This is a genomic window from Candidatus Aminicenantes bacterium (genome assembly GCA_026393855.1).
Lineage (GTDB): Bacteria > Acidobacteriota > Aminicenantia > Aminicenantales > UBA4085 > UBA4085.
This window is the reverse complement of record JAPKZJ010000114.1, coordinates 13,636-33,602: the sequence shown is the minus strand read 5'-3', so window position 1 is coordinate 33,602 and position 19,967 is coordinate 13,636. Positions and strand designations below refer to the sequence as shown.

At 64.7% G+C, this 19,967-nt stretch carries 17 protein-coding genes; 12 read left to right on the top strand and 5 right to left on the bottom strand.

Annotated features, from left to right (window positions below):
- Nucleotides 1-28: 28 nt before the first annotated feature.
- From secA to NTZ26_14415, 9 genes are all read left to right on the top strand, one after another.
- Nucleotides 29-2,665, top strand: a complete 2,637-nt coding sequence (gene secA / locus NTZ26_14455) for a preprotein translocase subunit SecA (GenBank protein ID MCX6561701.1) — start codon at nt 29-31, stop codon at nt 2,663-2,665.
- A gap of 34 nt (nt 2,666-2,699) precedes the next feature.
- Complete coding sequence (guaB, locus tag NTZ26_14450; GenBank protein MCX6561700.1) at nt 2,700-4,166, top strand: IMP dehydrogenase; 1,467 nt, start codon at nt 2,700-2,702, stop codon at nt 4,164-4,166.
- 21 nt (nt 4,167-4,187) lie between these two features.
- Nucleotides 4,188-4,892, top strand: coding sequence for a cytochrome c (locus NTZ26_14445; protein MCX6561699.1), 705 nt, complete (start codon nt 4,188-4,190; stop codon nt 4,890-4,892).
- A 125-nt stretch (nt 4,893-5,017) separates the two neighbouring features.
- Nucleotides 5,018-6,193, top strand: coding sequence for a DUF5777 family beta-barrel protein (locus NTZ26_14440; GenBank protein MCX6561698.1), 1,176 nt, complete (start codon nt 5,018-5,020; stop codon nt 6,191-6,193).
- 10 nt (nt 6,194-6,203) lie between these two features.
- Nucleotides 6,204-6,662 carry a hypothetical protein gene (locus tag NTZ26_14435; GenBank protein MCX6561697.1) on the top strand — a complete coding sequence of 153 codons (459 nt, stop codon included), beginning with the start codon at nt 6,204-6,206 and terminating at the stop codon, nt 6,660-6,662.
- 3 nt (nt 6,663-6,665) lie between these two features.
- Nucleotides 6,666-6,944 (top strand): hypothetical protein, encoded by a 279-nt coding sequence (locus NTZ26_14430; GenBank protein ID MCX6561696.1) that lies wholly within the window; start codon nt 6,666-6,668, stop codon nt 6,942-6,944.
- A 4-nt stretch (nt 6,945-6,948) separates the two neighbouring features.
- Nucleotides 6,949-8,031, top strand: a complete 1,083-nt coding sequence (gene pdhA / locus NTZ26_14425) for a pyruvate dehydrogenase (acetyl-transferring) E1 component subunit alpha (protein ID MCX6561695.1) — start codon at nt 6,949-6,951, stop codon at nt 8,029-8,031.
- Nucleotides 8,028-9,002: an alpha-ketoacid dehydrogenase subunit beta gene (locus NTZ26_14420; GenBank protein MCX6561694.1), complete on the top strand. Its 975-nt coding sequence runs from the start codon at nt 8,028-8,030 to the stop codon at nt 9,000-9,002. The genes pdhA and NTZ26_14420 overlap by 4 nt, the downstream gene beginning before the upstream one ends.
- A 2-nt stretch (nt 9,003-9,004) precedes the next feature.
- On the top strand, nt 9,005-10,237 hold the full coding sequence (locus NTZ26_14415; protein ID MCX6561693.1) for a dihydrolipoamide acetyltransferase family protein: 1,233 nt from the start codon (nt 9,005-9,007) through the stop codon (nt 10,235-10,237).
- Between the two features lie 27 nt (nt 10,238-10,264).
- Here NTZ26_14415 and NTZ26_14410 read toward each other — a convergent pair whose 3' ends face one another.
- The 3 genes from NTZ26_14410 to NTZ26_14400 all read right to left on the bottom strand — a co-directional run bounded on the left by NTZ26_14410 (nt 10,265) and on the right by NTZ26_14400 (nt 15,111).
- The gene (locus NTZ26_14410) at nt 10,265-10,936 is read right to left on the bottom strand and encodes a deoxynucleoside kinase (GenBank protein ID MCX6561692.1); all 672 of its coding nucleotides are present in this window, start codon (nt 10,934-10,936) and stop codon (nt 10,265-10,267) included.
- Between the two features lie 83 nt (nt 10,937-11,019).
- Nucleotides 11,020-12,987 (bottom strand): APC family permease, encoded by a 1,968-nt coding sequence (locus NTZ26_14405; GenBank protein MCX6561691.1) that lies wholly within the window; start codon nt 12,985-12,987, stop codon nt 11,020-11,022.
- Nucleotides 12,988-13,146: 159 nt separating this feature from the next.
- Nucleotides 13,147-15,111 (bottom strand): APC family permease, encoded by a 1,965-nt coding sequence (locus NTZ26_14400; protein MCX6561690.1) that lies wholly within the window; start codon nt 15,109-15,111, stop codon nt 13,147-13,149.
- A gap of 229 nt (nt 15,112-15,340) precedes the next feature.
- On the opposite strand from NTZ26_14400, the gene NTZ26_14395 reads away from it, so the two are divergent.
- From NTZ26_14395 to NTZ26_14385, 3 genes are read left to right on the top strand one after another with little or no spacing between them, the layout of a single operon-like run.
- On the top strand, nt 15,341-17,179 hold the full coding sequence (locus NTZ26_14395) for an aldehyde ferredoxin oxidoreductase family protein (GenBank protein MCX6561689.1): 1,839 nt from the start codon (nt 15,341-15,343) through the stop codon (nt 17,177-17,179).
- Nucleotides 17,180-17,194: 15 nt separating this feature from the next.
- Complete coding sequence (locus NTZ26_14390) at nt 17,195-17,422, top strand: MoaD/ThiS family protein (GenBank protein ID MCX6561688.1); 228 nt, start codon at nt 17,195-17,197, stop codon at nt 17,420-17,422.
- A complete protein-coding gene (locus NTZ26_14385) occupies nt 17,419-19,011 on the top strand; it encodes an aldehyde dehydrogenase family protein (GenBank protein MCX6561687.1) in 1,593 nt (530 codons plus the stop codon). Before NTZ26_14390 ends, NTZ26_14385 begins: the two co-directional genes overlap by 4 nt.
- A 15-nt stretch (nt 19,012-19,026) precedes the next feature.
- Here the strand turns inward: NTZ26_14385 and NTZ26_14380 are convergent, their stop codons facing one another.
- Together NTZ26_14380 and thiF are read right to left on the bottom strand one after the other, a co-directional pair.
- Nucleotides 19,027-19,308, bottom strand: a complete 282-nt coding sequence (locus NTZ26_14380) for a pyrimidine/purine nucleoside phosphorylase (protein ID MCX6561686.1) — start codon at nt 19,306-19,308, stop codon at nt 19,027-19,029.
- Nucleotides 19,296-19,967: a sulfur carrier protein ThiS adenylyltransferase ThiF gene (thiF, locus tag NTZ26_14375; protein MCX6561685.1), complete on the bottom strand. Its 672-nt coding sequence runs from the start codon at nt 19,965-19,967 to the stop codon at nt 19,296-19,298. Before thiF ends, NTZ26_14380 begins: the two co-directional genes overlap by 13 nt.

The window sequence follows — 19,967 nt, the reverse complement described above, 5'->3', positions numbered from 1 at the left end:
TTCGGGGCCAATCCGGTATAAGTAATCAATGGTTAAGACTCTTTTCGGCAAAATATTCGGGACGGAGAACGACCGGGCCATCAAAAAGGTCCTGCCGATCGTCCCGGCCGTGGGCGCCTTCGAGGCCCGACTGCAAGCCTTGCCCGACGAAGCCCTGCGCGCGAAAACAGGCGAATTCCGCGATCGCTTGAGCCAGGGCACGCCCCTGGACGACCTCCTGCCCGAGGCCTTCGCCGTCGTCCGGGAGGCCTCGCGCCGGGTTCTGGGCATGCGCCACTTCGACGTCCAGCTCATCGGCGGAGCCGTCTTGCACGGCGGCCGCATCGCCGAGATGAAGACGGGCGAGGGCAAAACCCTGGTCGCCACCCTGCCCGCCTACCTCAACTCCCTTGAGCGCAAGGGCGTCCACATCGTCACGGTCAACGACTACCTGGCCAAGCGCGATACGGAATGGATGGGCCCCGTCTATCGCTTCCTCGGCCTCAGCGTCGGCACCATCCAGCACGACATGCCGGACGCCGACCGGCGCGCCGCCTACGCCTCCGACATCACCTACGGCACGAACAACGAGTTCGGGTTCGATTACCTGCGCGACAACATGAAGTTCCGGCTGGAGGATCTTGTCCAGCGGCCGTTCAACTACGCCATCGTCGACGAGGTCGATTCAATCCTGATCGATGAGGCCCGCACGCCGCTTATCATCAGCGGCCCGACCGAGGAGTCGACCGAGCTGTACTTCAAGATCGACACCTTGGTCCGCCGCTTCAAGCCCGAGGTCCATTTCAAGATCGACGAGAAGGCCCGGGCTGTCTCCCTGATCGAAGAAGGCGTCGCCGAATCCGAGCGCTTCCTGCGCGTGTCCAACCTCTACGACCTGGTCCACATGGATCTCGTCCACCACATCAACCAGGCCCTCAAGGCTCACTATCTGTTCAAGCGCGACGTCGACTACATGGTCAAGGACGAGAAAGTCGTCATCGTCGACGAGTTCACGGGGCGCTTGATGCCCGGCCGCCGCTACAGCGACGGACTGCACCAGGCCCTGGAGGCCAAGGAGCGGGTCAAGATCGAGCAGGAATACCAGACCCTGGCCTCGATCACCTTCCAGAACTACTTCCGGATGTACGCCAAGCTGTCCGGCATGACCGGAACGGCGGCCACCGAAGCGGACGAGTTCCGCCACATCTACGGCTTGGGGGTCATGGAGATTCCGACCAACGTGCCTCTGGTTCGGATCGAGAACCCCGACGTCATCTTCCGGACCGCCCGCGAGAAGTGGGAAGCGGTGATCAAGGAGATCACCGAGATCCAGGCGGCCGGCCGGCCGGTCCTGGTCGGCACGACCTCGATCGAGAAGTCCGAGCATCTCAGCACCCTGCTCCGTAAACAGGGCGTCAAGCACATCGTCCTTAACGCCAAGTACCACGAGCAGGAGGCCGGCATCATCGCCCAGGCCGGCCGGGCCGGGGCCGTGACCATCGCCACCAACATGGCCGGCCGAGGCGTCGACATCCTGCTCGGCGGCAACCCCGAGACGCTGGCCCGCGACCAGATGCGCAAATCCGGGCTCGACCCGGCCAAGGCGACGCCGGAGCAATGGGACAAGGCCCTGCAGGCGGCCCGCCGAGTGACCGAAGAGGAACACGCCAGGGTGGTTGGGCAGGGCGGCCTGCACATCACGGGCACCGAGCGCCACGAGGCCCGGCGTATCGACAACCAGCTGCGCGGCCGGGCCGGCCGTCAGGGCGATCCCGGCTCGTCCCGCTTTTTCCTCAGCCTGGAAGACGACCTGATGCGGATCTTCGGCTCGGACCGTCTGTCCGGGCTGATGGCCCGCTTCGGCATGGGCGAAGGCGTTCCGATCGAGCATGCCATGGTCAGCCGGGCCATTGAGCGGGCCCAGAAGCAGGTCGAGGGCCACAACTTCTCGATCCGCAAACACCTCCTCGAGTACGACGACGTCATGAACAAGCAGCGCACCACGGTCTACCGGCAACGGCTGGAGATCCTCGGCGGCAAGCCGCAGCGCGATTACGTCATGGAGCTCGTCGATCAGATCCTCGACTGGATGCTGGACGAGCACGCCAACAAGGACAAGGCTCCCGAAGAGTGGGATCGCTCCGCCCTGCGGGCCGCGATCGGAGCCCAGTTTGGGGTCGACGTGGACGAGATCGGCCTGGATTGGGCGGCCATCACCTTTGAGGACCTTCACGAAGCGCTGCAAACGCGGCTGATCGCGGCCTACGAGGACAAGGAGCGCCTGCTCGGCCAGGAGCGGATGCGCGAGTTCGAGCGGATCATCCTGCTGCACGTCATCGACACCCAGTGGAAGGACCATCTTCTGGGCATGGACTACCTCAAAGAGGGCATCGGGCTCCGCGGCTACGGCCAGCGCGACCCGCTGGTCGAATATAAGAAGGAAGGCTTCGATATGTTCCAGGCCATGCTGGACCGGGTCGAAGAGGAGACCATCCGGGCCCTGTTCCACTTCCAGCCGGTCAGCGAGACCGAGGAAATCCGTGCCCCCGAGAGGCGCGAATCGCCTCGCGTCTACGGCCAGCCCGGAACAGCCGGCCAGCCCGAGGCGGCCCGCCCGGGAACCGCGAGCCCGGGCAAGGCCCGCCAGGCCCGGGCCTCGATCCCGGGCCGGAAACGGCAGAAGTGACCGCCGGGCCCGAGAGCCCGCGGAAGGAGGCGACATGCTGGAGCACCCGATCAAGGAAGGCCTGACCTTCGACGACGTCCTCATCCTCCCTGCCGCCTCCTCCGTCGTGCCGGCCGAGACCGACGTCGCCAGCCGTCTCAGCCGCCGCATCGAGCTGCGGGCGCCCATCGTCAGCGCGGCCATGGACACTGTGACCAAGTCGGCCATGGCCATCGCCATGGCCCAGAACGGCGGCCTCGGCATCGTCCACCGCAACATGACCGTCGAGGCCCAGGCCGACGAGGTCGACAAGGTCAAGCGGCACGAGAGCGGGATGATCCACGACCCGATCAGCATGCGGCCGACCGACCTCATCGGCGCCGCCCGGGACGTGATGCAGAAGTACCGCATCTCCGGCCTCCCGATCACAGACGGGGCCAACACTCTGGTCGGCATCCTGACCAACCGGGATATCCGCTTCGAGACCCGCTGGAACATGCCCATCGCCCAGGTCATGACCCGGGAGCTGGTCACGGTCCCGGTCGGCACCTCGCTCGCCGAGGCCGAAGTCCTCTTCCACAAGCACAAGATCGAGAAGATTTTGGTTATAGACGAGGGCCGCCGGCTCAAGGGGATGATCACCTACAAGGACATCCTCAAGCGCATCCAGTACCCCAACTCGGCCAAAGACGCCTTGGGCCGGCTCCGGGTGGGAGCCGCGATCGGCACGGGCGAAGACGCCCTGGACCGAGCCCGGGCTCTGGTCGCCGCCAAAGTCGACGTCATCATCGTGGACACCGCTCACGGCCATCAGGAGCGGGTTCTGAAAATGGTCGAGCGGCTGCGGGCCGAATTTCCCGAACAGGAGCTCATCGCCGGCAACATCGGCACCGCCGAAGCCGCCCGCGATCTCATCGACCGGGGTGTCGACGCGGTCAAGGTGGGCGTCGGCCCCGGCTCGATCTGCACCACCCGTGTGGTCAGCGGCTGCGGCGTGCCGCAGATCACAGCCATCGCCGACGTCGCCCGGGCGGCCCGGGAGAAGGACATCCCGATCATCGCCGACGGCGGCGTCAAGTCTTCCGGCGACGTGGCCAAGGCCATCGCCGCCGGAGCCAGCTCGGTCATGCTCGGCAACATGCTGGCCGGCACCGACGAGGCGCCCGGCGAGGCCGTCATGTACCAGGGACGCTCCTATAAGATCTACCGCGGCATGGGCTCGCTCGAAGTCATGCGCGAAGGCAAGAGCCTCGACCGGTATTTCCGGGATGCCGCGGCTCCCGAGACCAAGCTCGTCCCGGAAGGCATCGAGGGCATGGTTCCGACCAAGGGCCCCGTCGCTTCGATCCTGCACATGGTCGTTGGAGGACTCCGCTCCGGCATGGGCTACGCCGGCTGCCGGACGATCGAGGAGATGCGCGAAAAAGCCAGGTTCATCAAGATCTCCGCCGCCGGACTCAAGGAAAGCCACGTCCACGACGTGACGATCACCAAGGAAGCGCCGAACTATCGATTGGAATAGGGCCGGCACCCGGAGCAAGCCGTGATCCCCATCCTCAAGATCGTTTTCGCCTCAATCCTCATCCTGGCCGGCGCCGTGGCCGCCGGATCCATGCTCCTGCTCACCGGCCGGCCGATCCCGGCCAAGAATCCCGTCCTGCTGCGCCGCATCCACGCCTGGGCCGGACGGACGTTCGCCGCCTGCCTCTTTCTGAACACCCTCCTGGGCGCCATGCTCCTCTCGCGGGCCGGAGACGCCCTCCCCCTGCGGGCCGTCCTGCATTGGCATCTGGCCCTGGTCCTCGGCGCTCTTGTCCTGGCCAAGATCGGCATCGTTAAGATCTTCCGTCCGATGCTGCGCTGGGCTCCCCCGCTCGGCCTTTTTATCGCCGGGACGGCTTTTGTGGTCGTCCTCGCGTCCCTAGGCTTCGAGGTCCTCGGCGGATCGCGGGCCGGAGGCCGCCGGGAGGGATCGCCGTCGATTCCCGCCGTCGGCCCGGCCGAAACGGGCCGCGAGATTTTCTCCGGACTGTGCGCGGGCTGCCATGGGTCCGACGGCGCCGGCACGCGCGGCGGACCCGCGCTGGCCGGTCTTTTTCGCAGCGCGACGCTGCCCGTCAGCGGCAGGCCGGCCACCGAGGAAAACGTCCGGCTGCAGCTGCGGAAGCCTTTCCGGTCCATGCCCCCCTTCGCGGCGCTTCGCGAGGCCGAGACGGCCGCGCTCGTCGCTTATCTTCGCCGCCTCTGAAGGGATTGACATTCGAGGCCGGGCGGCCTATTCTAAATAAAAACCGATCGAATTAATCGGTTTTAGGCGGCGGCTGCGGGCCTTTTGGACGGGGAGCCTTCCAGGATCCGCGGCGGAAGAGGATCATGATGCGGACCCACTTAACCCATCGGCTGGCGGCGGCGGCCGTCGGGCTGGCTTTCGGGGTCGGTTTGGCCCTAGCCCAAACGGCCTTTTTCCCGGCCTCCGTCGAGAGAATCGTCAAGGGTCATTGTTTGGCCGCGGGCTGCCACACGGGGCGGTACCCGGCGGCGGGAATGAGCCTGGAGCCGTCCGAGGCCGCCTTACCGGCTTTCGACCGCCCCAGCCAATCCAACCCCGAGTACAAGATCATCGATCCCGCCTCGCCCGAAAAAAGCTATTGGCTGATGAAAATCAAGGGATCGGCCGGGATCGAAGGCAAGCGCATGCCGCTCGGCCGGGAACCGCTGGCCGAGCCCGATATCAAAACCATCGCCGACTGGCTCGGCTCCTTGAAGTCTAAAACCGTCCCCGCCGCCGCCGCGGCCGGGCAAAAAAAAAACCTTGAGCGACCGGCTTTCTGGGGCTTGAGCCTGGCCGGGCTGCCGACCGCCGAGACCCTCGAGCGGGGCCGGTTCCTGTTCCGGATCGCGCACCGCTTCATGAACAGCTTGACCGGAAGCGAGGGGAGCTTTCTCGGCCTGGATGGGCCGGCTTCGATCATGCTCGGGGTCGGCTACGGCCTGACCGATCGCTGGACCCTGACCCTGGGCCGATCCAATCTGCTCCGCGAAGTCGAGACCGGACTGGCCTACCGGGCCCTCGATCAGGCCGCCGGAGCGCCCTTCGGCCTGGTCCTGCGCGGCGGCGTCTCGCTGCTGACGCAAAAGACTCCTGGGCGCAGCCTGCTGGCCGGCGACAACATCCGCTGGCTGGCCTCCGTGTCCTTCTCGCGCGCGCTGAACGGCCGCTTGTCCCTACTAGTCGTCCCTTCTTATGCGGGCAACACCGATTTGACCACCGGCTTGCGCCGCGGCACTCTCGCCCTCGGCCTGGGCGGCCGTTGGCGGATCGCCGGCGATCTCTCCCTCTTCGGCGAATGGACCCCCGTTCTGTCCGGCTACGCCGATGCGGCCGACGGCTGGGCTGTGGGGATCGAGAAGAAGATCGGCGGCCACGTCTTCCAGTTCTTCGCCCTGAACGCGGCCGGCATCGCCTCCGCCCAGCGCCTGCCGGGAGGCGATTTGCGGCTCCGCGACGGCGACTTCCGCATCGGATTCAACATCGATCGACTGTTTTAAGGAGGGTCCCTTGAAGTCCTTCTGGCGCTGCTTTGTTTGCAACGACATCCACTACGGCGTCAAGCCGCCGGGCGTTTGTCCCACCTGCGGAGTGGCCAGGCCCTTCGTCCGCGTCTCGGCCCGCGAAGCCCGGGCCGTTCAGGGCTGGGGCCCCGGCGAAGGCCAGGCCTCGGTCGGGCCCTCGGACGCGGGCGAGTTCTCCCCTGAGGAGTTCCGGCGGTCGATCGAGGCCTTCGCCGCAGGCCAGGAGTTCGAGGTCAATCGCGACCGGGCCCGGGTGGATCTCCTGCTCGAGGGCCTGTTCGGCAATGCCGCCAATCACGGCCTTAAATACTGCCCCTGCCGCCTGCGGACCAAGGAATTCCAGGAAGATCTCAAGCTCGTCTGCCCCTGCTTCTTCACCGCCCACGAGACCTACCGCGGGATCGATGCCGGCGAATGCTGGTGCGGACTCTTTAAAAAGAGGTGACCCATGTCCAAGCTGATCATGTTCCACGGCCGCGAATGCCCACACTGCCGGACCATGATGCCCATCGTCGACCGTCTCATGGCCGATATAGGCGTCACGATCGACAAGCAGGAAGTCTGGCACGACGAGGCCAACGCCGATCGGATGCGTTCGTTCAAGGCGATCCTGGCTCCCAAATGCGGCGGCCAGCTCCGGGTGCCGGCCTTCGTCAACACCGAAACCGAGGACGCCTTGTGCGGCGAAGTCCCTTACGACACCCTCAAGGCCTGGGCCGCCCGCTGAAACCATGCTGACTGACGCATTCGATGCCGCCAGGGGCGAACGGGTGGGCATCCTGGACCCGGACGGTCGAGTCCTGCGGCCGGATCTTCTGCCGGCTCTGACGCCGGACGATCTGAGGCGGGTCCTCGCCCTCATGATTCTGACGCGCGAAGCCGACCGGAAAGCGCTGCTCCTGCAGCGGCAGGGGCGGCTGGGCACGTTCGCTTCCAGCCTCGGCCACGAAGCCTGCCAGGTCGGGAGCGCCTTTGGACTGCGGGCCGAAGACTGGGCCTTCCCCTATTTTCGGGATATGGGCCTCTACCTCACGGTCGGCTATCCGCTGGCGACCTATTACCACTATTGGATGGGCAACGAGGCCGGATTCCGAACCCCGGACGGCCTCAACCTCTTCCCCTTCGCCATCCCCGTGGCTTCGCAGATTCCGCAAGCCGTCGGAGCCGCGCTGGCCGCGAAGCATCTCGGCAAACCCTTGGCGGTTCTAACGACCTTCGGCGACGGCGCCACCTCGGAAGGCGACTTTCACGAAGGCCTTAACTTCGCCGGCGTTCATCGGGCCCCGGTCGTCTTCGTCTGCTATAACAACCAATGGGCGATCTCGACCCCGATCAGCCGCCAGACGGCGTCGGCCTCGATCGCCCAGAAGGCGGCCGCTTACGGCTTTCCCGGCCTGGCCGTGGACGGCAACGACGTGCTGGCCATGATCGCCGCCGTCCGGGAGGCACTCGATCGGGCCCGATCCGGCGGCGGGCCGACCCTGATCGAGGCCTTCACTTACCGGATGAGCCATCACACCACTTCCGACGACGCTTCGCGCTATCGGTCCCGGGAAGAAGTCGAGACCTGGGAGCGACGCGACCCGCTGGCCCGCTTCCGCGCCTACCTCGCGGCCCAAGGGTATTGGGACCAGGATTTCGAGGGCCGTTTGGGAGCCGAGACGGGGGCGCGGATCGAAGCGGCGGTAGCGGAGGCCGAAAAAACGCCGCCCGCTTCGCTCGAGGACCTCTTCGTTTTCACCTACAAGGAGATACCCGCCCGGCTGGCGGCACAACTAGCCGAACGAAAAATGCAGCTTGGCGGCGCCCGATGAATCTGAACATGGTCCAGGCGATCAATCAGGCCTTGGCCCAAGCCCTGGCCGCCGACGAGCGGGTCGTCCTTCTGGGCGAGGACATCGGGCCGGACGGCGGAGTCTTCCGGGCCACGGAAGGCCTGTCGGAGCGATTTGGAACCGATCGCGTCATGGATACGCCGCTGGCCGAATCCGGCCTCGTCGGCGCGGCCATCGGCATGGCCGCCCTGGGCCTCAAGCCCGTGGCCGAGATCCAGTTCCTGGGATTCATCTACCCGGCTTTCAACCAGATCGTGTCGCATGCCGCCCGCCTTCGCAACCGGACCCGGGGGCGCTTCGGCGCGCCGATCGTCATCCGGACACCTTACGGCGCCGGCGTCGGCGCCCTGGAGCACCATTCCGAAAGCACCGAAGCCCTCTTTTGCCAGATCCCGGGCCTGACCGTCGTCGTCCCGTCTTCGCCCGTTGAAGCCAAGGGCCTTTTGCTAGCCTCGATCCGGTCCGAAGACCCGGTTCTCTTCCTCGAACCGACCCGGCTCTATCGCGCCGGCAAGGAGGAAGTCCCCGAGGCAGCGTATGAGATTCCCCTACGGCGGGCTCGGATCGTCCGGCCCGGCGCCGACTTGACCATTCTGGCTTGGGGAGCCATGATCCCGATCTCGCTGCAAGCCGCCGAAGAAGCCGCCGCGGCCGGCCACTCGGCGGAGGTCATCGACCTTCGCACCCTCAGCCCGATGGATGAGGAGGCGGTCCTCGCGTCCGTCCGCAAGACCGGTCGAGCCCTGATCGTGCATGAGGCCCCGCGGGCCTTCGGCGCGGGCGCGGAAATCGCGGCTCTGCTGGCGGAGAGCGCCCTGCTTCATCTCAAGGCGCCCGTGCTGCGCGTTACCGCCCCCGACATCACCGTGCCGCTGGCCAAGTCCGAAGCCGCCTATTACGTCGACGCCGGCCGGATCGGGGCCGGAATCACGCGGCTGATGGAGTTCTAAACATGGCTCAAACTTTCCGCTTTCCGGATGTCGGCGAAGGCATCAGCGAAGGAGAGGTTGTCCGCTGGCTGGTCGCCGAGGGCGACACGATCCGGATCGATCAGCCGTTGGCGGAGATCGAGACGGACAAGGCCGTCGTGGAAATGCCATCGCCCTTCGCCGGCACGGTTCTCAAGATCCACGCCGGGGAGAAGGCCTTGATCAAAGTCGGCGCTCCTCTTGTCACCATCGGAGCGCCCGGCGAACCCGTGCCGGAGCCGTCGCTTCCGCCGAGCGCTTCGACCGCCCCGGCCGCTTCCCGCGCGCCCGCGGCCCCTGCCTCCGCTCCGCTGCCGGCCGGCGAAATTCTGGCCACTCCCCTGGTCCGGAAGCTGGCCCGCGACCTGGGTCTGGATCTGGCCGCCATCCGGCCGACCGGCCCCCAAGGCAGGACGAGCGAAGATGATGTCCGAGCGGCCGCAGCCGCGGCCGTCGCAGCCGCGCCCCGCCCGGCCATAAAAATCAAAACCAAATTTGACTTCTTCGGCGAGCTCGAGCGGATCCCGCTGCGCGGCATCCGCCGAGCCACCGCCCGGCGCATGGCCCAATCCGTGTCCACCGCGGCCCACGTCACCCATATCGACGAAGCCGACGCGACCGTCTTGATCCGGTTGCGGGAGTCCCTTCGTCCCGAGGCCGAAGCCCGGGGCGTCAAGCTGACCTATCTGCCCCTTATCGTCAAGGCCGTCGTCGCGGCTCTGGCCCTCCACCCGACGCTCAATGCCTGGATGGACGATGCGGAGGAGGAGATCGTCCTCAAGAAATACTACAACATCGGGATCGCCGTCGACGTCCCCGACGGCCTCGTCGTGCCCGTCGTCAAGTTCGCCGATCAAAAGCCCGTCCTGGAGATCGCGGCCGAGATCGCCCGGCTGGCGGCGGCCGCTCGGGCCCGCTCCCTCGACCTGGCCGACCTCAAGGGCGGCTCGTTCTCGATCACGAATGTCGGCGTCTTGGGCGGCGAGGCGGCCACCCCGATCATCAATTACCCGGAGACGGCCATCCTGGCCACGATGCGCCTCGGCGACAGGGTTCGGGCCCGGAATGGTCGGCCCGAAGTCGTCGCGACGCTCCCCCTCTGCCTGTCGTTCGATCACCGGGTCACCGACGGGGCGGAGGCGGCCCGCTTCATGGCCGAGCTCAAGGCGTTTCTCGAGGACGAAGCCCGGCTGCGGTCGGTTATTTCAACGATTTGATCCGATGGCCCTCGGCGAGCGGACCGATCAGCGCTTCTTAAGGTCTTTGGCCGCGAAACTCTGCGGCACATAGAACAGCGGCGTCCGCTTCATCTGGGCGATCTGGTCGATGATGTCCCGCAGATCGCTCTCCGAGGCCAGGTCGAGCTCATCCGACTTGACGACGAGCAGCGGGGTGGCCTGGTAGTTGAAGAAGAAGAAATCGAAGGCTTCGACCAGGTCCTCCAGGAATTTCTCACTGATGTTCTTCTCCAGGGGCGTCCCCTCGCGGGCGATCCGGCGGAGAAGCGTCGGGATCGAGATCTGAAGATAGACGACCAGGTCCGGCTTGGGAACCCGTTCGGCCAGGACGCCGTAGATTTTTTCATAGACCAGAAGCTCGTCGTCCGACAGCGTCTGGTAAGCGAAGATCTTGTCCTTCTCGAAGATGTAATCGCAGACGATCCGGTCCTCGAATAAGTCCCTTTGCAGAAGGCCCGCCTGCTGGTGATAGCGCGTCACCAGGAAGACGAGCTGGGACAGGAACGCGGCCCCGTCCTTCTCGTCGTAGAAGTCCTTGAGATAGGGATTTTCGGCCTTGTCGGCCACGATCTTGGCCTCCAGCCGCTGGCCGAGGATATTCGCGAGACGGGTTTTGCCGGAGCGGAAGACGCCCTCGAAGGCGATGTGCTTGAACCCGATCTCCGGCATTTCCCACATGATGGCTATGATCTCTTGTCCATTCCGTTATAACGGAAGAGCTTAGCCAAGTCAACGAATAGTGGCGGCGGGATGCGCCTCCCCTAGATGTTGATCCGGATGGGCAGGATGACCGTGGTGATGCCCCGCCAGCGAAGCTCCTGCTGGATGGCGAAGGCCGTCTCGTTGTGGAGGAGACGGTGGATGATGCCGGACTGGCGGAAGACCGATTGGCCTGCGAACACGGTCGACTTGGGATACTGCTTGACCACGGACTCGACCAGCCGGCTGGCGGTCTGGACGATGTCCGTCCCCAGCTCGACCTTGGAATCGGCCGCAAAGCCCATCCGCCGCGCCAAGTCCACGTACTTGGCCAGGGCTTCGCAGGTGGATCCCTCCAGGCAGGAGACCGCGTCGGCGCCCTTGAATGAGCTGATATCGACCTCGCCAACCGAGACGAAGATGAAATTGCGATAGAGCCCGGCGAACTCCCGGTTGATGGACAGGAAGGTGTGGATGCCGAAGCCGTTGTAGCCGTTGACCAGCTGGATGGCGGTCTTGGCGGCGGGATCCGGGGCCGAGGTGTTGACCGGGCCCCGGGTCGGGATGGCGGTCAGCAAATCGTCCATCTCGCGGACGCCGCCGCGGACCTTATTGTAGTGGGCTTTGGTCAGGTAGCAGAGACCGATGACGAGCGAGGTGATGAACAGGGTCAGCCAGCCGCCCAGGGCGAATTTTTCGATCGTCGTGATGACGAGAACGGTCAGGCAGACGGTCAACCCGGTCAAATGGACGGGCAGGTGCTTTTTCCAATGGTGCTCGATCTTGCGATTCTTGATAAAGAACCGCGACATGCCCGTTTCCGAGAGGGTAAACGTCAGGAAGACGTTGATGGAATACATGACCACCAGGGTCGAGATCTTGCCCTTGGAATACACAAGCAGAAGCGCCGCCGCGCCGCCCATGAGCAGGACGCCGTTCTGGATGGTGAAGCGGTCGGAGAGCGATGCGAAGCGGTGCGGGAACCAGTAGTCCGCGGCCATGTTGGCCATGACCCGGGGGCCGTCGACGAATCCGGTCTGAGCGGCAACGAGCAGGAGGGCGCCCTCCGAGAAGATGGTGATGACGGCCAGGATGCCTCCGAACGACCAGGCCCCGAAGACCTTGCCGGCCAGGACGGCGTTGAGCGTCTGGCCGGGCATCGGCACGACCTTTAGGAGCAGATAGCAGAGCAGGATGCCGCCGGCCGTGAAGGCCAGCGACGCCGCCATGTAGATCATCGTCTTCTTGCCCGTTTGGACCCGGGGTTCGCGCAGGATCTGGAGTCCGTTCGAGACGGCTTCGATCCCGGTGAACGTGCCGCCTCCCATCGAGAAAGCTCGCAAGAACAAGAAGAACATTCCTCCGCCGCCAAGTGTCAGGAGTCCCGTTCGGAAGTCCGATCGGATCTGGTGTGTGACGGGGCCGATCTGGCCGATATGGGAGAGAACGCCGTAGCCGATCATAAGCAGATGGGTCAGGACGAAAATCATGAAGATGGGGGCCAGGAAGGTGACGGACTCGCGAATTCCGCGCAGGTTGAGGATGACAAGAAAAAGGATGGCGATAAGCTCGAACTCGAGCTTGTACGGCCGCCATCCGGCAGGGAAGAAGCTGAACATGGCGTCGCCGCAGGAGACGATCGAAACAGTGATCGTCAGCATGTAGTCGACGAGCAGGGCGGCCCCGGAGACAACACCCGCTTTCTCGCCCAGGGTGTGAGTCGCGACGATGTAGCCCCCGCCGCCGGAGGGGAAATACTCGATGATCCGGCTATAGGCATAGGAGATCACGAACACGGTGAAAGCCGTAGCCAAGGCCAGGAAGACGGCTAGATAGGTGTGGGAGCCGAGCGTCCGGAAGGCTTCTTCAGGGCCATAGGAGGCGGACGACAGCCCGTCCGCGCCAAGCCCGATCCAGGCCAGGAGGGGAATCAGGGCCAGCTTGTGGAAAAGAGTGGGGTCCTTGATGCTCCTCGGCTTGCCGATCAAGGTATGCTTGATCTTGTCCTTCAACGATGCATCGTCGTTCATGACTCCGTCTCCTTTCCCCTTTCCGCGGGCTCTTCCGGATTGCGGCCCGTCGAGCATTGGCGGGGGGGGAAAAGACAATAGCGAACCTGAATATCCGCGCCATTATGGCCCCCCTCGAGCTCCGAGTCAAGACCGTGGAAGCGCCGATGGGGTCTTTTTTTAGATGTTGATCCGGATAGGCAGGATGACGGTGGTGATGCCCTTCCAGCGGAGCTCCTGTTGGATGGCAAAGGCCGTTTCGTTATGCAGGAGCCGATGAATGATTCCCGATTGGCGGAAGACCGATTGGCCTGCGAAGACGGTCGATTTGGGGTATTCCTTGACGACGTTTTCTACCAGCCGGCTGGCCGTCTCGACGATGTCCGTCCCCAGGTCGTAGCGTGAATCGGCGGGGAAGCCCAGTCTCCGAGCCAAGTCCACGTATTGGCGTAAGGCATCGCAGGCGGATCCTTCCAGACAGGCTACGGCATCCGAGCCCTTGAAGGAGCCGACGTCGATTTCGGCCACCGAGACGAAGAAAAAGCTCTTATAGAGTCCGGGGAAGCTGCGGATGATGGTCAGAAAAGTATGAACGCCGAACCCGTTGTAGCCGTTGACAAGCTGGATCGCGGTCATCTTGTGGGGATCGATCGGCTCGTGGTTGGGCCGCGAATCGGCCGGGATGGCCAGCAGCTCATCCAGCTCGCGAACCCCGCCCCGGACCTTGTTGTAGTGCCGCTTGGTCGCCAGGCAGAGGGCTACAACGATTGAGGTGAGGACGAACGTCAACCAGCCGCCCAGGGCGAACTTCTCAATCGACGTCACCACCAGGATGGTGACGCAGACGACGAGGCCGATCAGATGGATGGGCAGGTTCTTTCTCCACTTGGGATCGGTCTTCCGATTCCGGATGAAGAATCGCGACATGCCCAATTGGCTGAGCGAGAAGGTCAGGAAGACGTTGATCGAATACATCACGACCAGGGTCGTGATGTTGCCCTTGGAATAGAGGAGCAGGACGATGGCCGCCCCGCCCATCAGCAGGACGCCGTTCTGGATCGAAAAGCGGTCGGAGAGCGAGGCGAAGCGGTGCGGGAACCAGTAGTCGACCGCCATGTTGGCCATGACCCGCGGGCCGTCAACGAACCCGGTTTGGGCCGCGACCAACAGGAGCGCCCCCTCCGTGAAAATGGTCACCACCGCTAGGGCCGGACCGAACGACCAGCCGCCGAAGACTTGGCCGGCCAAGACGGCATTGAGGGTGCGGCCGGCCGTCGGCCGGACGCCGATCAGGAGATAACAGATCAGAATGCCTCCCGCGGTGAAGGCCAGCGAGACGGCCATATAGACCATCGTTTTTTTACCCGTCTCGGCCCGCGGCTCGCGCAGGATCTGAAGGCCGTTGGAAACGGCCTCGATTCCGGTGTAGGTTCCGCCACCCATCGAAAACGCTTTAAGAAAGAGGAGAAGCATCCCGCCCGCCCCGAGGGTGGTCAAGCCGCCGCGGAAGTCGCCGCTGATCTTGGCCGTGACGGCTCCGATCTGCGGGACATGGCTGAAGATGCCGTAGAGGATGAGAAAAAGGTGGGTCAGGACGAAGACGGCGAAAATGGGAGCCAGGAACTGGACGGATTCCTTGACACCCCGCAGGTTGAGCACGACGAGGAGGATGATGGCGGCGATGTCGAAGGGGATCTTGGCCGAATGCCAGGAGGCCGGAAAAAAGCTGAAGATGGCGTCGCCGCAGGAGACGATGGAGACCGTGATCGTCAGCATATAATCGACCAGAAGGGCCGAGCCGGAGATGACGCCGGCCTTCTCGCCCAAGGTATGGGTAGCGACGATGTACCCGCCGCCGCCGTGGGGGAAGTACTCGATGATCCTTGTGTAAGCCCGGGATATAATCAGGACGGTGAACGCCGTGGCCAGGGCCAGGAAGAGGGCCAGGTAGGTATGGGACCCGAGCGTCTTGAACGCCTCCTCGGGACCGTAGGAGGAGGAGGACAGGCCGTCCGCCCCCAGCCCGATCCAGGCCAATAGGGGGATAAGGGCGAGCTTATGGAAGAGGGTCGGGTCCTTGATGTTCCGGGGACGTCCGAATACGGTGTTTCGGAAACGGGATTTGAAGCCGCTCTCTTCGGTCATGGCCTGCGCCCCCTCCAGATCGGACGGAAGGCGGGGTTCGAATCGGCGAGTCGGATCGAGGCCGCAGAGAAGAGCATGAGCGCGGCTATTCTAACAGATGCGAAAGGCCTGTCAACGGGGCGGACTTGGCCGGTCTAAGAGGCCCTCCGTCTTGACTAATGCGAAGGCGAATGGTATCCAATAGGCCTCGAGTTCATCATTCATTAAAGGCCTTGCTCTGGAGGATTCCATGCACGGTTGGACCGGGTATTTTCTACGCGTCGACTTGACGGCCAAAACTTGGCAAAAGGAATCCTTCACGGAAGAATTCGCCCACAAGTGGGTCGGCGGGCGCGGCTTCGCCGTCAAGATCCTTTACGATGAGGTCAAGCCCGGAATCGATCCCCTCGGCCCTGAGAACAAGTTCGTGGTCGCCCTGGGACCGATCTCCGGCATCCCCTCCCCGAATACCGGCAAGGCTGTAGTGGCCGCCATCTCTCCCCTGACCGGGTTTTACGGCGACGGCAACCTCGGAACCCGGGTCGCCGAGCAGCTTCGCAAGGCCGGCTACGACGCCTTGATCGTCGAGGGCCGGGCGGAGCGGCCAACCCTGCTCTCGATCGAGGACGACAAAGTCGAATTCCTGCCCGCCGACGAAGTCTGGGGACAGGGCACCTACGCCTGCAACGACTGGATTTACGCCAAATACGGCAAGGGCGTCGGCGTTCTCAATATCGGCCAAGGCGGCGAGTCCATGGCCCGCTACGCCGTCGTCCGCAGCCTGGAAGGCCGGGCCGGCGGGCGCCCCGGAATCGGCGCGGTGATGGGGTCCAAGCGGCTCAAGGCCGTCGTGGTCAAAGGGACGAAACCGATCCCTCAGGCCGACCCGGAGGCCATGAAGATCCTGGGCTCGGGCGATCTTCGCAAAGTCGGCCAGATCGACAAGCAATCCGGCTGGTCGATCCAGAGTACGACCGGGGTCCTGCCGTTCTGCAACGAAGTGGCCGGGCTGCCCGTCCGCAACTTCCGCAAGACCCATCATCCCGACGCCTGGAAAGTAGACGGTGAGCGCTGCAACAACGCTCGGGTGGCCACTTACGGATGCCCGACTTGCACGATGCGCTGCGGCATCACCATCCACGACGACGAGGGCCGGGAGTCGGAGCTGGACTACGAGAACGTCGCTCTTCTCGGCCCCAACCTGGAGATCTTCGATCTGCCCCAGGTCGGCGCGCTCAACTATCTCTGCGATGACTACGGACTAGACACCATGTCGGCCGGCTGCACCTTGAGCTTTTACGCCGACGCCATCGACCACGGCGCCGCGAGCGGCGATTTCCGGTTCGGCGACGCCAAGCGAGCCAAGGAGCTCCTGGGGCTGGCCGCCCGCCGGGAAGGCCCGATCGGCAACCTTCTGGCCGACGGATCGCTGCGCATGGCCCGGGCTTTCGGTCACGGCTCCGAAGCCTATGCCATGCAGGTCAAAGGCCTTGAGGTCGCCGCCTACAACTGCAAGTTCATCCCCGGCCAAGCCTTGTCCTTCGGCGTCGCCCCGATCGGGGCCCATCACCGCGAGGCCTGGATCATCACCTTCGAGATCAAGCATTCGACCCGCGAGTCCTACGGCCCCGAAAAGGCCGCCAAGGTCATCGAGCTGCAGCGCATCCGAGGCGGCCTGTTCGAGTTCATTGTGGCTTGCCGCTTCCCCTGGATCGAAAACGGCTGGCCGCTCGAGAACTATCCCAAGTACTTCAACACCGTGACCGGCTTGAACTGGGGCCTTGACGATATGTGGCGCGTCGCCGACCGCATTTATGCCATGATCAAGCTCCATTACCTGCGCCAGTTCCCCGACGCCGACCGGCGCGGGGATTATCCCCCGGCGATTTGGTTTGATCCCACGAACGCCGACACCGAAGGCCCCATCACCGGGAAGGTTCTGGAAATGGACAAGTACGACGGGATGCTTCAGCATTATTATGACCAGCGCGGTTACGACCGGCGAGGCATCCCGACCAAGGCCACTCTACTCTCGTTGGGGTTGGCCGAAGAAGCGGCGGCGGCCGAGAAGTTCGCCGCGCTGACCTGATCCGTGGGCCGTGGTATGAATATTCTGGTCAAGATCATCGGCCCTCTGATCTATACGGTCGGGTTCAGCGAGAAGCAGATGGACGTTCCCGCCGGAATGACGGCTGACGAGCTGGCTTCCTTACTGGGAATTCCCAAAGAACGCTCCCGGATCATGACTAGAAACGGCGCAGCCGTCGCTCCCGACGCCCGCCTGGCTGAGGGAGACAAGGTCGCCGTCTCCCCCATTTACTCCGGCGGATGAGCGAGCGCCCGGTCCTTATCGCCGGCCGCTGGCGTCCCGCCCGCGCGTCCGGGGATCCGTTTCAAGCCCTCGACCCCAAAACAGGCCGTCAACTGCCGCCCCTTTTCCCGGTTTCCTCCTGGGAGGACATCGAGGAAGCGCTCGAAGCCGGATCCCAAGCCGCCGCTCATCTATCCGAGCTGCCGGACGAGGCGATCGCTTCAGGGCTCGATCGGGCGGCCCGCCGTCTACTCGATCGAGCCGACGATCTGATTAAGACCGCCGCCGAGGAGACCGCCCTGCCGGCCGAGCCGCGCCTGCGGGCCTCGGAGCTGCCCCGGACCGTCGGCCAGTTACATCAGGCGGCCGCGGCGGCCCGCGACGGCTCGTGGCGGCGGGCAACAATCGACACCAAGCTCAATATCCGTTCCCGGCTCGAACCGCTGGGCGGCCCTGTCGCCGTATTGGGACCGAATAATTTCCCGTTTGCCTTCAATGCCGCCTCGGGCGGCGATTTCGCGGCCGCTCTGGCGGCCGGAAACCCCGTCCTGGCCAAAGCCCATCCCGGGCATCCGGAAACGACCCGGCTCCTGGCCGAAGTCGTCTCGGCCGCCCTCCAAGAGGCCGGCTTGCCGGACGCGGTCTTTCAGATGATTTACCATATCCGACCCGAAGACGGCCTTCGCCTGGTCGCCGATCCGCGCCTCGGAGCCACGGCATTCACGGGCGGCCGTTCGGCCGGGCTTCGCCTGAAAACCGCTGCGGAGGCGGGCGGCCGGCCGATCTACTTGGAAATGTCCGGGATCAACCCCGTCTTCCTGCTTCCGGCCGCCTTGGAAGAACGGGCCGGGGAGTTGGGGGATGCTCTCTTCGCTTCCTGCAGTTTGGGCGCCGGTCAGTTCTGCACCAAGCCGGGCCTGGCCGCTTTCATCGCCGGAGGGGCCGGCGATCGCTTTGTCGCCGCCGCCGCAGCGGCCTTCCGAGGCGCTCCGGCCGGGTATCTGCTCGGTCCGGGCGTCCTGGATGCGCTGCGCGGATCGGTCGAGCGGATGATCGCGGCCGGCGCCGAGCTCCTGGCCGGAGGGCGGGCCCTCCCGCCCCCGGGCTTTCGGTACGAGAGCTCGCTGCTTCGGATTTCGGCCCGGGATTTTCTCCGCCGCCCCGCGGATTTCCAAAGCGAGGCTTTCGGCGCGGCGACGATTCTCGTCGTCGCCGCGGCGGAAGCCGAACTCGTCGAAACGGCCCGGGCCATCGAAGGGACTCTGGCCGCCTCCATATACTCGGGCCGCGGTTCGGACGACGAGCCTCTCTACGAGAGGATCGCGCCTCTTCTGGCCGGGAGAACGGGCCGGCTCCTCAACGATAAAATGCCGACGGGGCTGGCGGTCGTCGCCTCTATGGTCCACGGCGGGCCCTTCCCCGCCTCTGGCCACCCCGGCTTCACCGCGGTCGGCCTCCCGGCGGCCATGACCCGCTTTGCCGCCCTGAGGGCCTATGACAATGTCCGGCCCCACCGCCTGCCCCTCGATCTCCGCGATCCGAACCCGACCGGGCGGATGTGGCGGGCGATCGACGGCGAATGGACGCAGGCCTCGATCGGGCCCCGCTGAAGCCGGAAGACAGGCCTAACGATAGAGGCAAAGATAAGCCGCGTCGGCCGCGACTTTAAGCTGGAATTTTCGGTTCGATTCGACTTCAAAGCTTTGTCCCGGCCCGTATTCCCGCCATTGCGGTTGACCCGGCAGTCGGACCGTCAGCGCGCCGCTGATGACGGTCATGATCTCCTTGGAGGAAGTCCCGAACTCGTATTCGCCCGCGGCCATAACCCCGATGGTAGCGGGCCCGTCGGCCGCCTGGAAGGCGATCGACTTGACCCGGCCGTCGAAATATTCGTTCACTTTGAACATGCGGGTTCTCCTTGAAGCCCTTTCTCCCGGGCCAGAATCTCGACTGCCAGATTGGCCTGCATGGCCGCGACCGCGGCGACGCGCGGAGCCATCGGCGCCGAGCAGGCGTCGCATTCGCTGCTCTCGTCCCCGATGATGTAAAGGCGCCCCAGTTCGCGCTGGCGCAAGGCGTTGTTGTCGCCGAAGCCGGCCAGACCCGACCCGACGATGATCGGACGCTCCGGGAATAGCCGCAGCCAGGTCTCGACCAGCATCTGCTTCTGGTCGGCCGCGTCGAAGGCTTCGATCAAGAGGTCGGCTTCGCCGAACAGCGAGGCTACATTGGCCGGGTCGACCCGGACAACCCGGATATCGTATTTCGAATACGGGTTCATGCGCCGCAGATTCTCGGCCAAGGCCTCAACCTTAGGCCGTCCGATCTGGTCGACGAAATAATATTGGCGGTTGAGGTCGGAGGCCTCGAGGACGTCGAAGTCCGCGATGATCAGCCGACCCACCCCCGCCCTGGCCAGCGCGGCGGCGGCGTTGGAGCCGAGCCCCCCGGCGCCGGCAATGCCGACGACCGACCGGTCGAGCGCGGCCAACACATCCAGGTCTCTTTTAAGAAAGAAGCTCTTTTTAAGGTCGGACATGGAGTTGCTCTCCGCGCGATGTCCGAT

Coding starts and splice junctions, on each gene's coding strand:
- NTZ26_14430 (MCX6561696.1), top strand. CDS start 6,666: ATGTCCAAGCTGATCATGTTCCACGGCCGCGAATGCCCACACTGCCGG.
- NTZ26_14405 (MCX6561691.1), bottom strand. CDS start 12,987: ATGAACGACGATGCATCGTTGAAGGACAAGATCAAGCATACCTTGATC.
- NTZ26_14400 (MCX6561690.1), bottom strand. CDS start 15,111: ATGACCGAAGAGAGCGGCTTCAAATCCCGTTTCCGAAACACCGTATTC.
- NTZ26_14385 (MCX6561687.1), top strand. CDS start 17,419: ATGAGCGAGCGCCCGGTCCTTATCGCCGGCCGCTGGCGTCCCGCCCGC.
- secA (MCX6561701.1), top strand. CDS start 29: ATGGTTAAGACTCTTTTCGGCAAAATATTCGGGACGGAGAACGACCGG.
- NTZ26_14410 (MCX6561692.1), bottom strand. CDS start 10,936: ATGTGGGAAATGCCGGAGATCGGGTTCAAGCACATCGCCTTCGAGGGC.
- NTZ26_14440 (MCX6561698.1), top strand. CDS start 5,018: ATGATGCGGACCCACTTAACCCATCGGCTGGCGGCGGCGGCCGTCGGG.
- NTZ26_14380 (MCX6561686.1), bottom strand. CDS start 19,308: ATGTTCAAAGTGAACGAATATTTCGACGGCCGGGTCAAGTCGATCGCC.
- NTZ26_14415 (MCX6561693.1), top strand. CDS start 9,005: ATGGCTCAAACTTTCCGCTTTCCGGATGTCGGCGAAGGCATCAGCGAA.
- NTZ26_14395 (MCX6561689.1), top strand. CDS start 15,341: ATGCACGGTTGGACCGGGTATTTTCTACGCGTCGACTTGACGGCCAAA.
- NTZ26_14420 (MCX6561694.1), top strand. CDS start 8,028: ATGAATCTGAACATGGTCCAGGCGATCAATCAGGCCTTGGCCCAAGCC.
- guaB (MCX6561700.1), top strand. CDS start 2,700: ATGCTGGAGCACCCGATCAAGGAAGGCCTGACCTTCGACGACGTCCTC.
- pdhA (MCX6561695.1), top strand. CDS start 6,949: ATGCTGACTGACGCATTCGATGCCGCCAGGGGCGAACGGGTGGGCATC.
- NTZ26_14390 (MCX6561688.1), top strand. CDS start 17,195: ATGAATATTCTGGTCAAGATCATCGGCCCTCTGATCTATACGGTCGGG.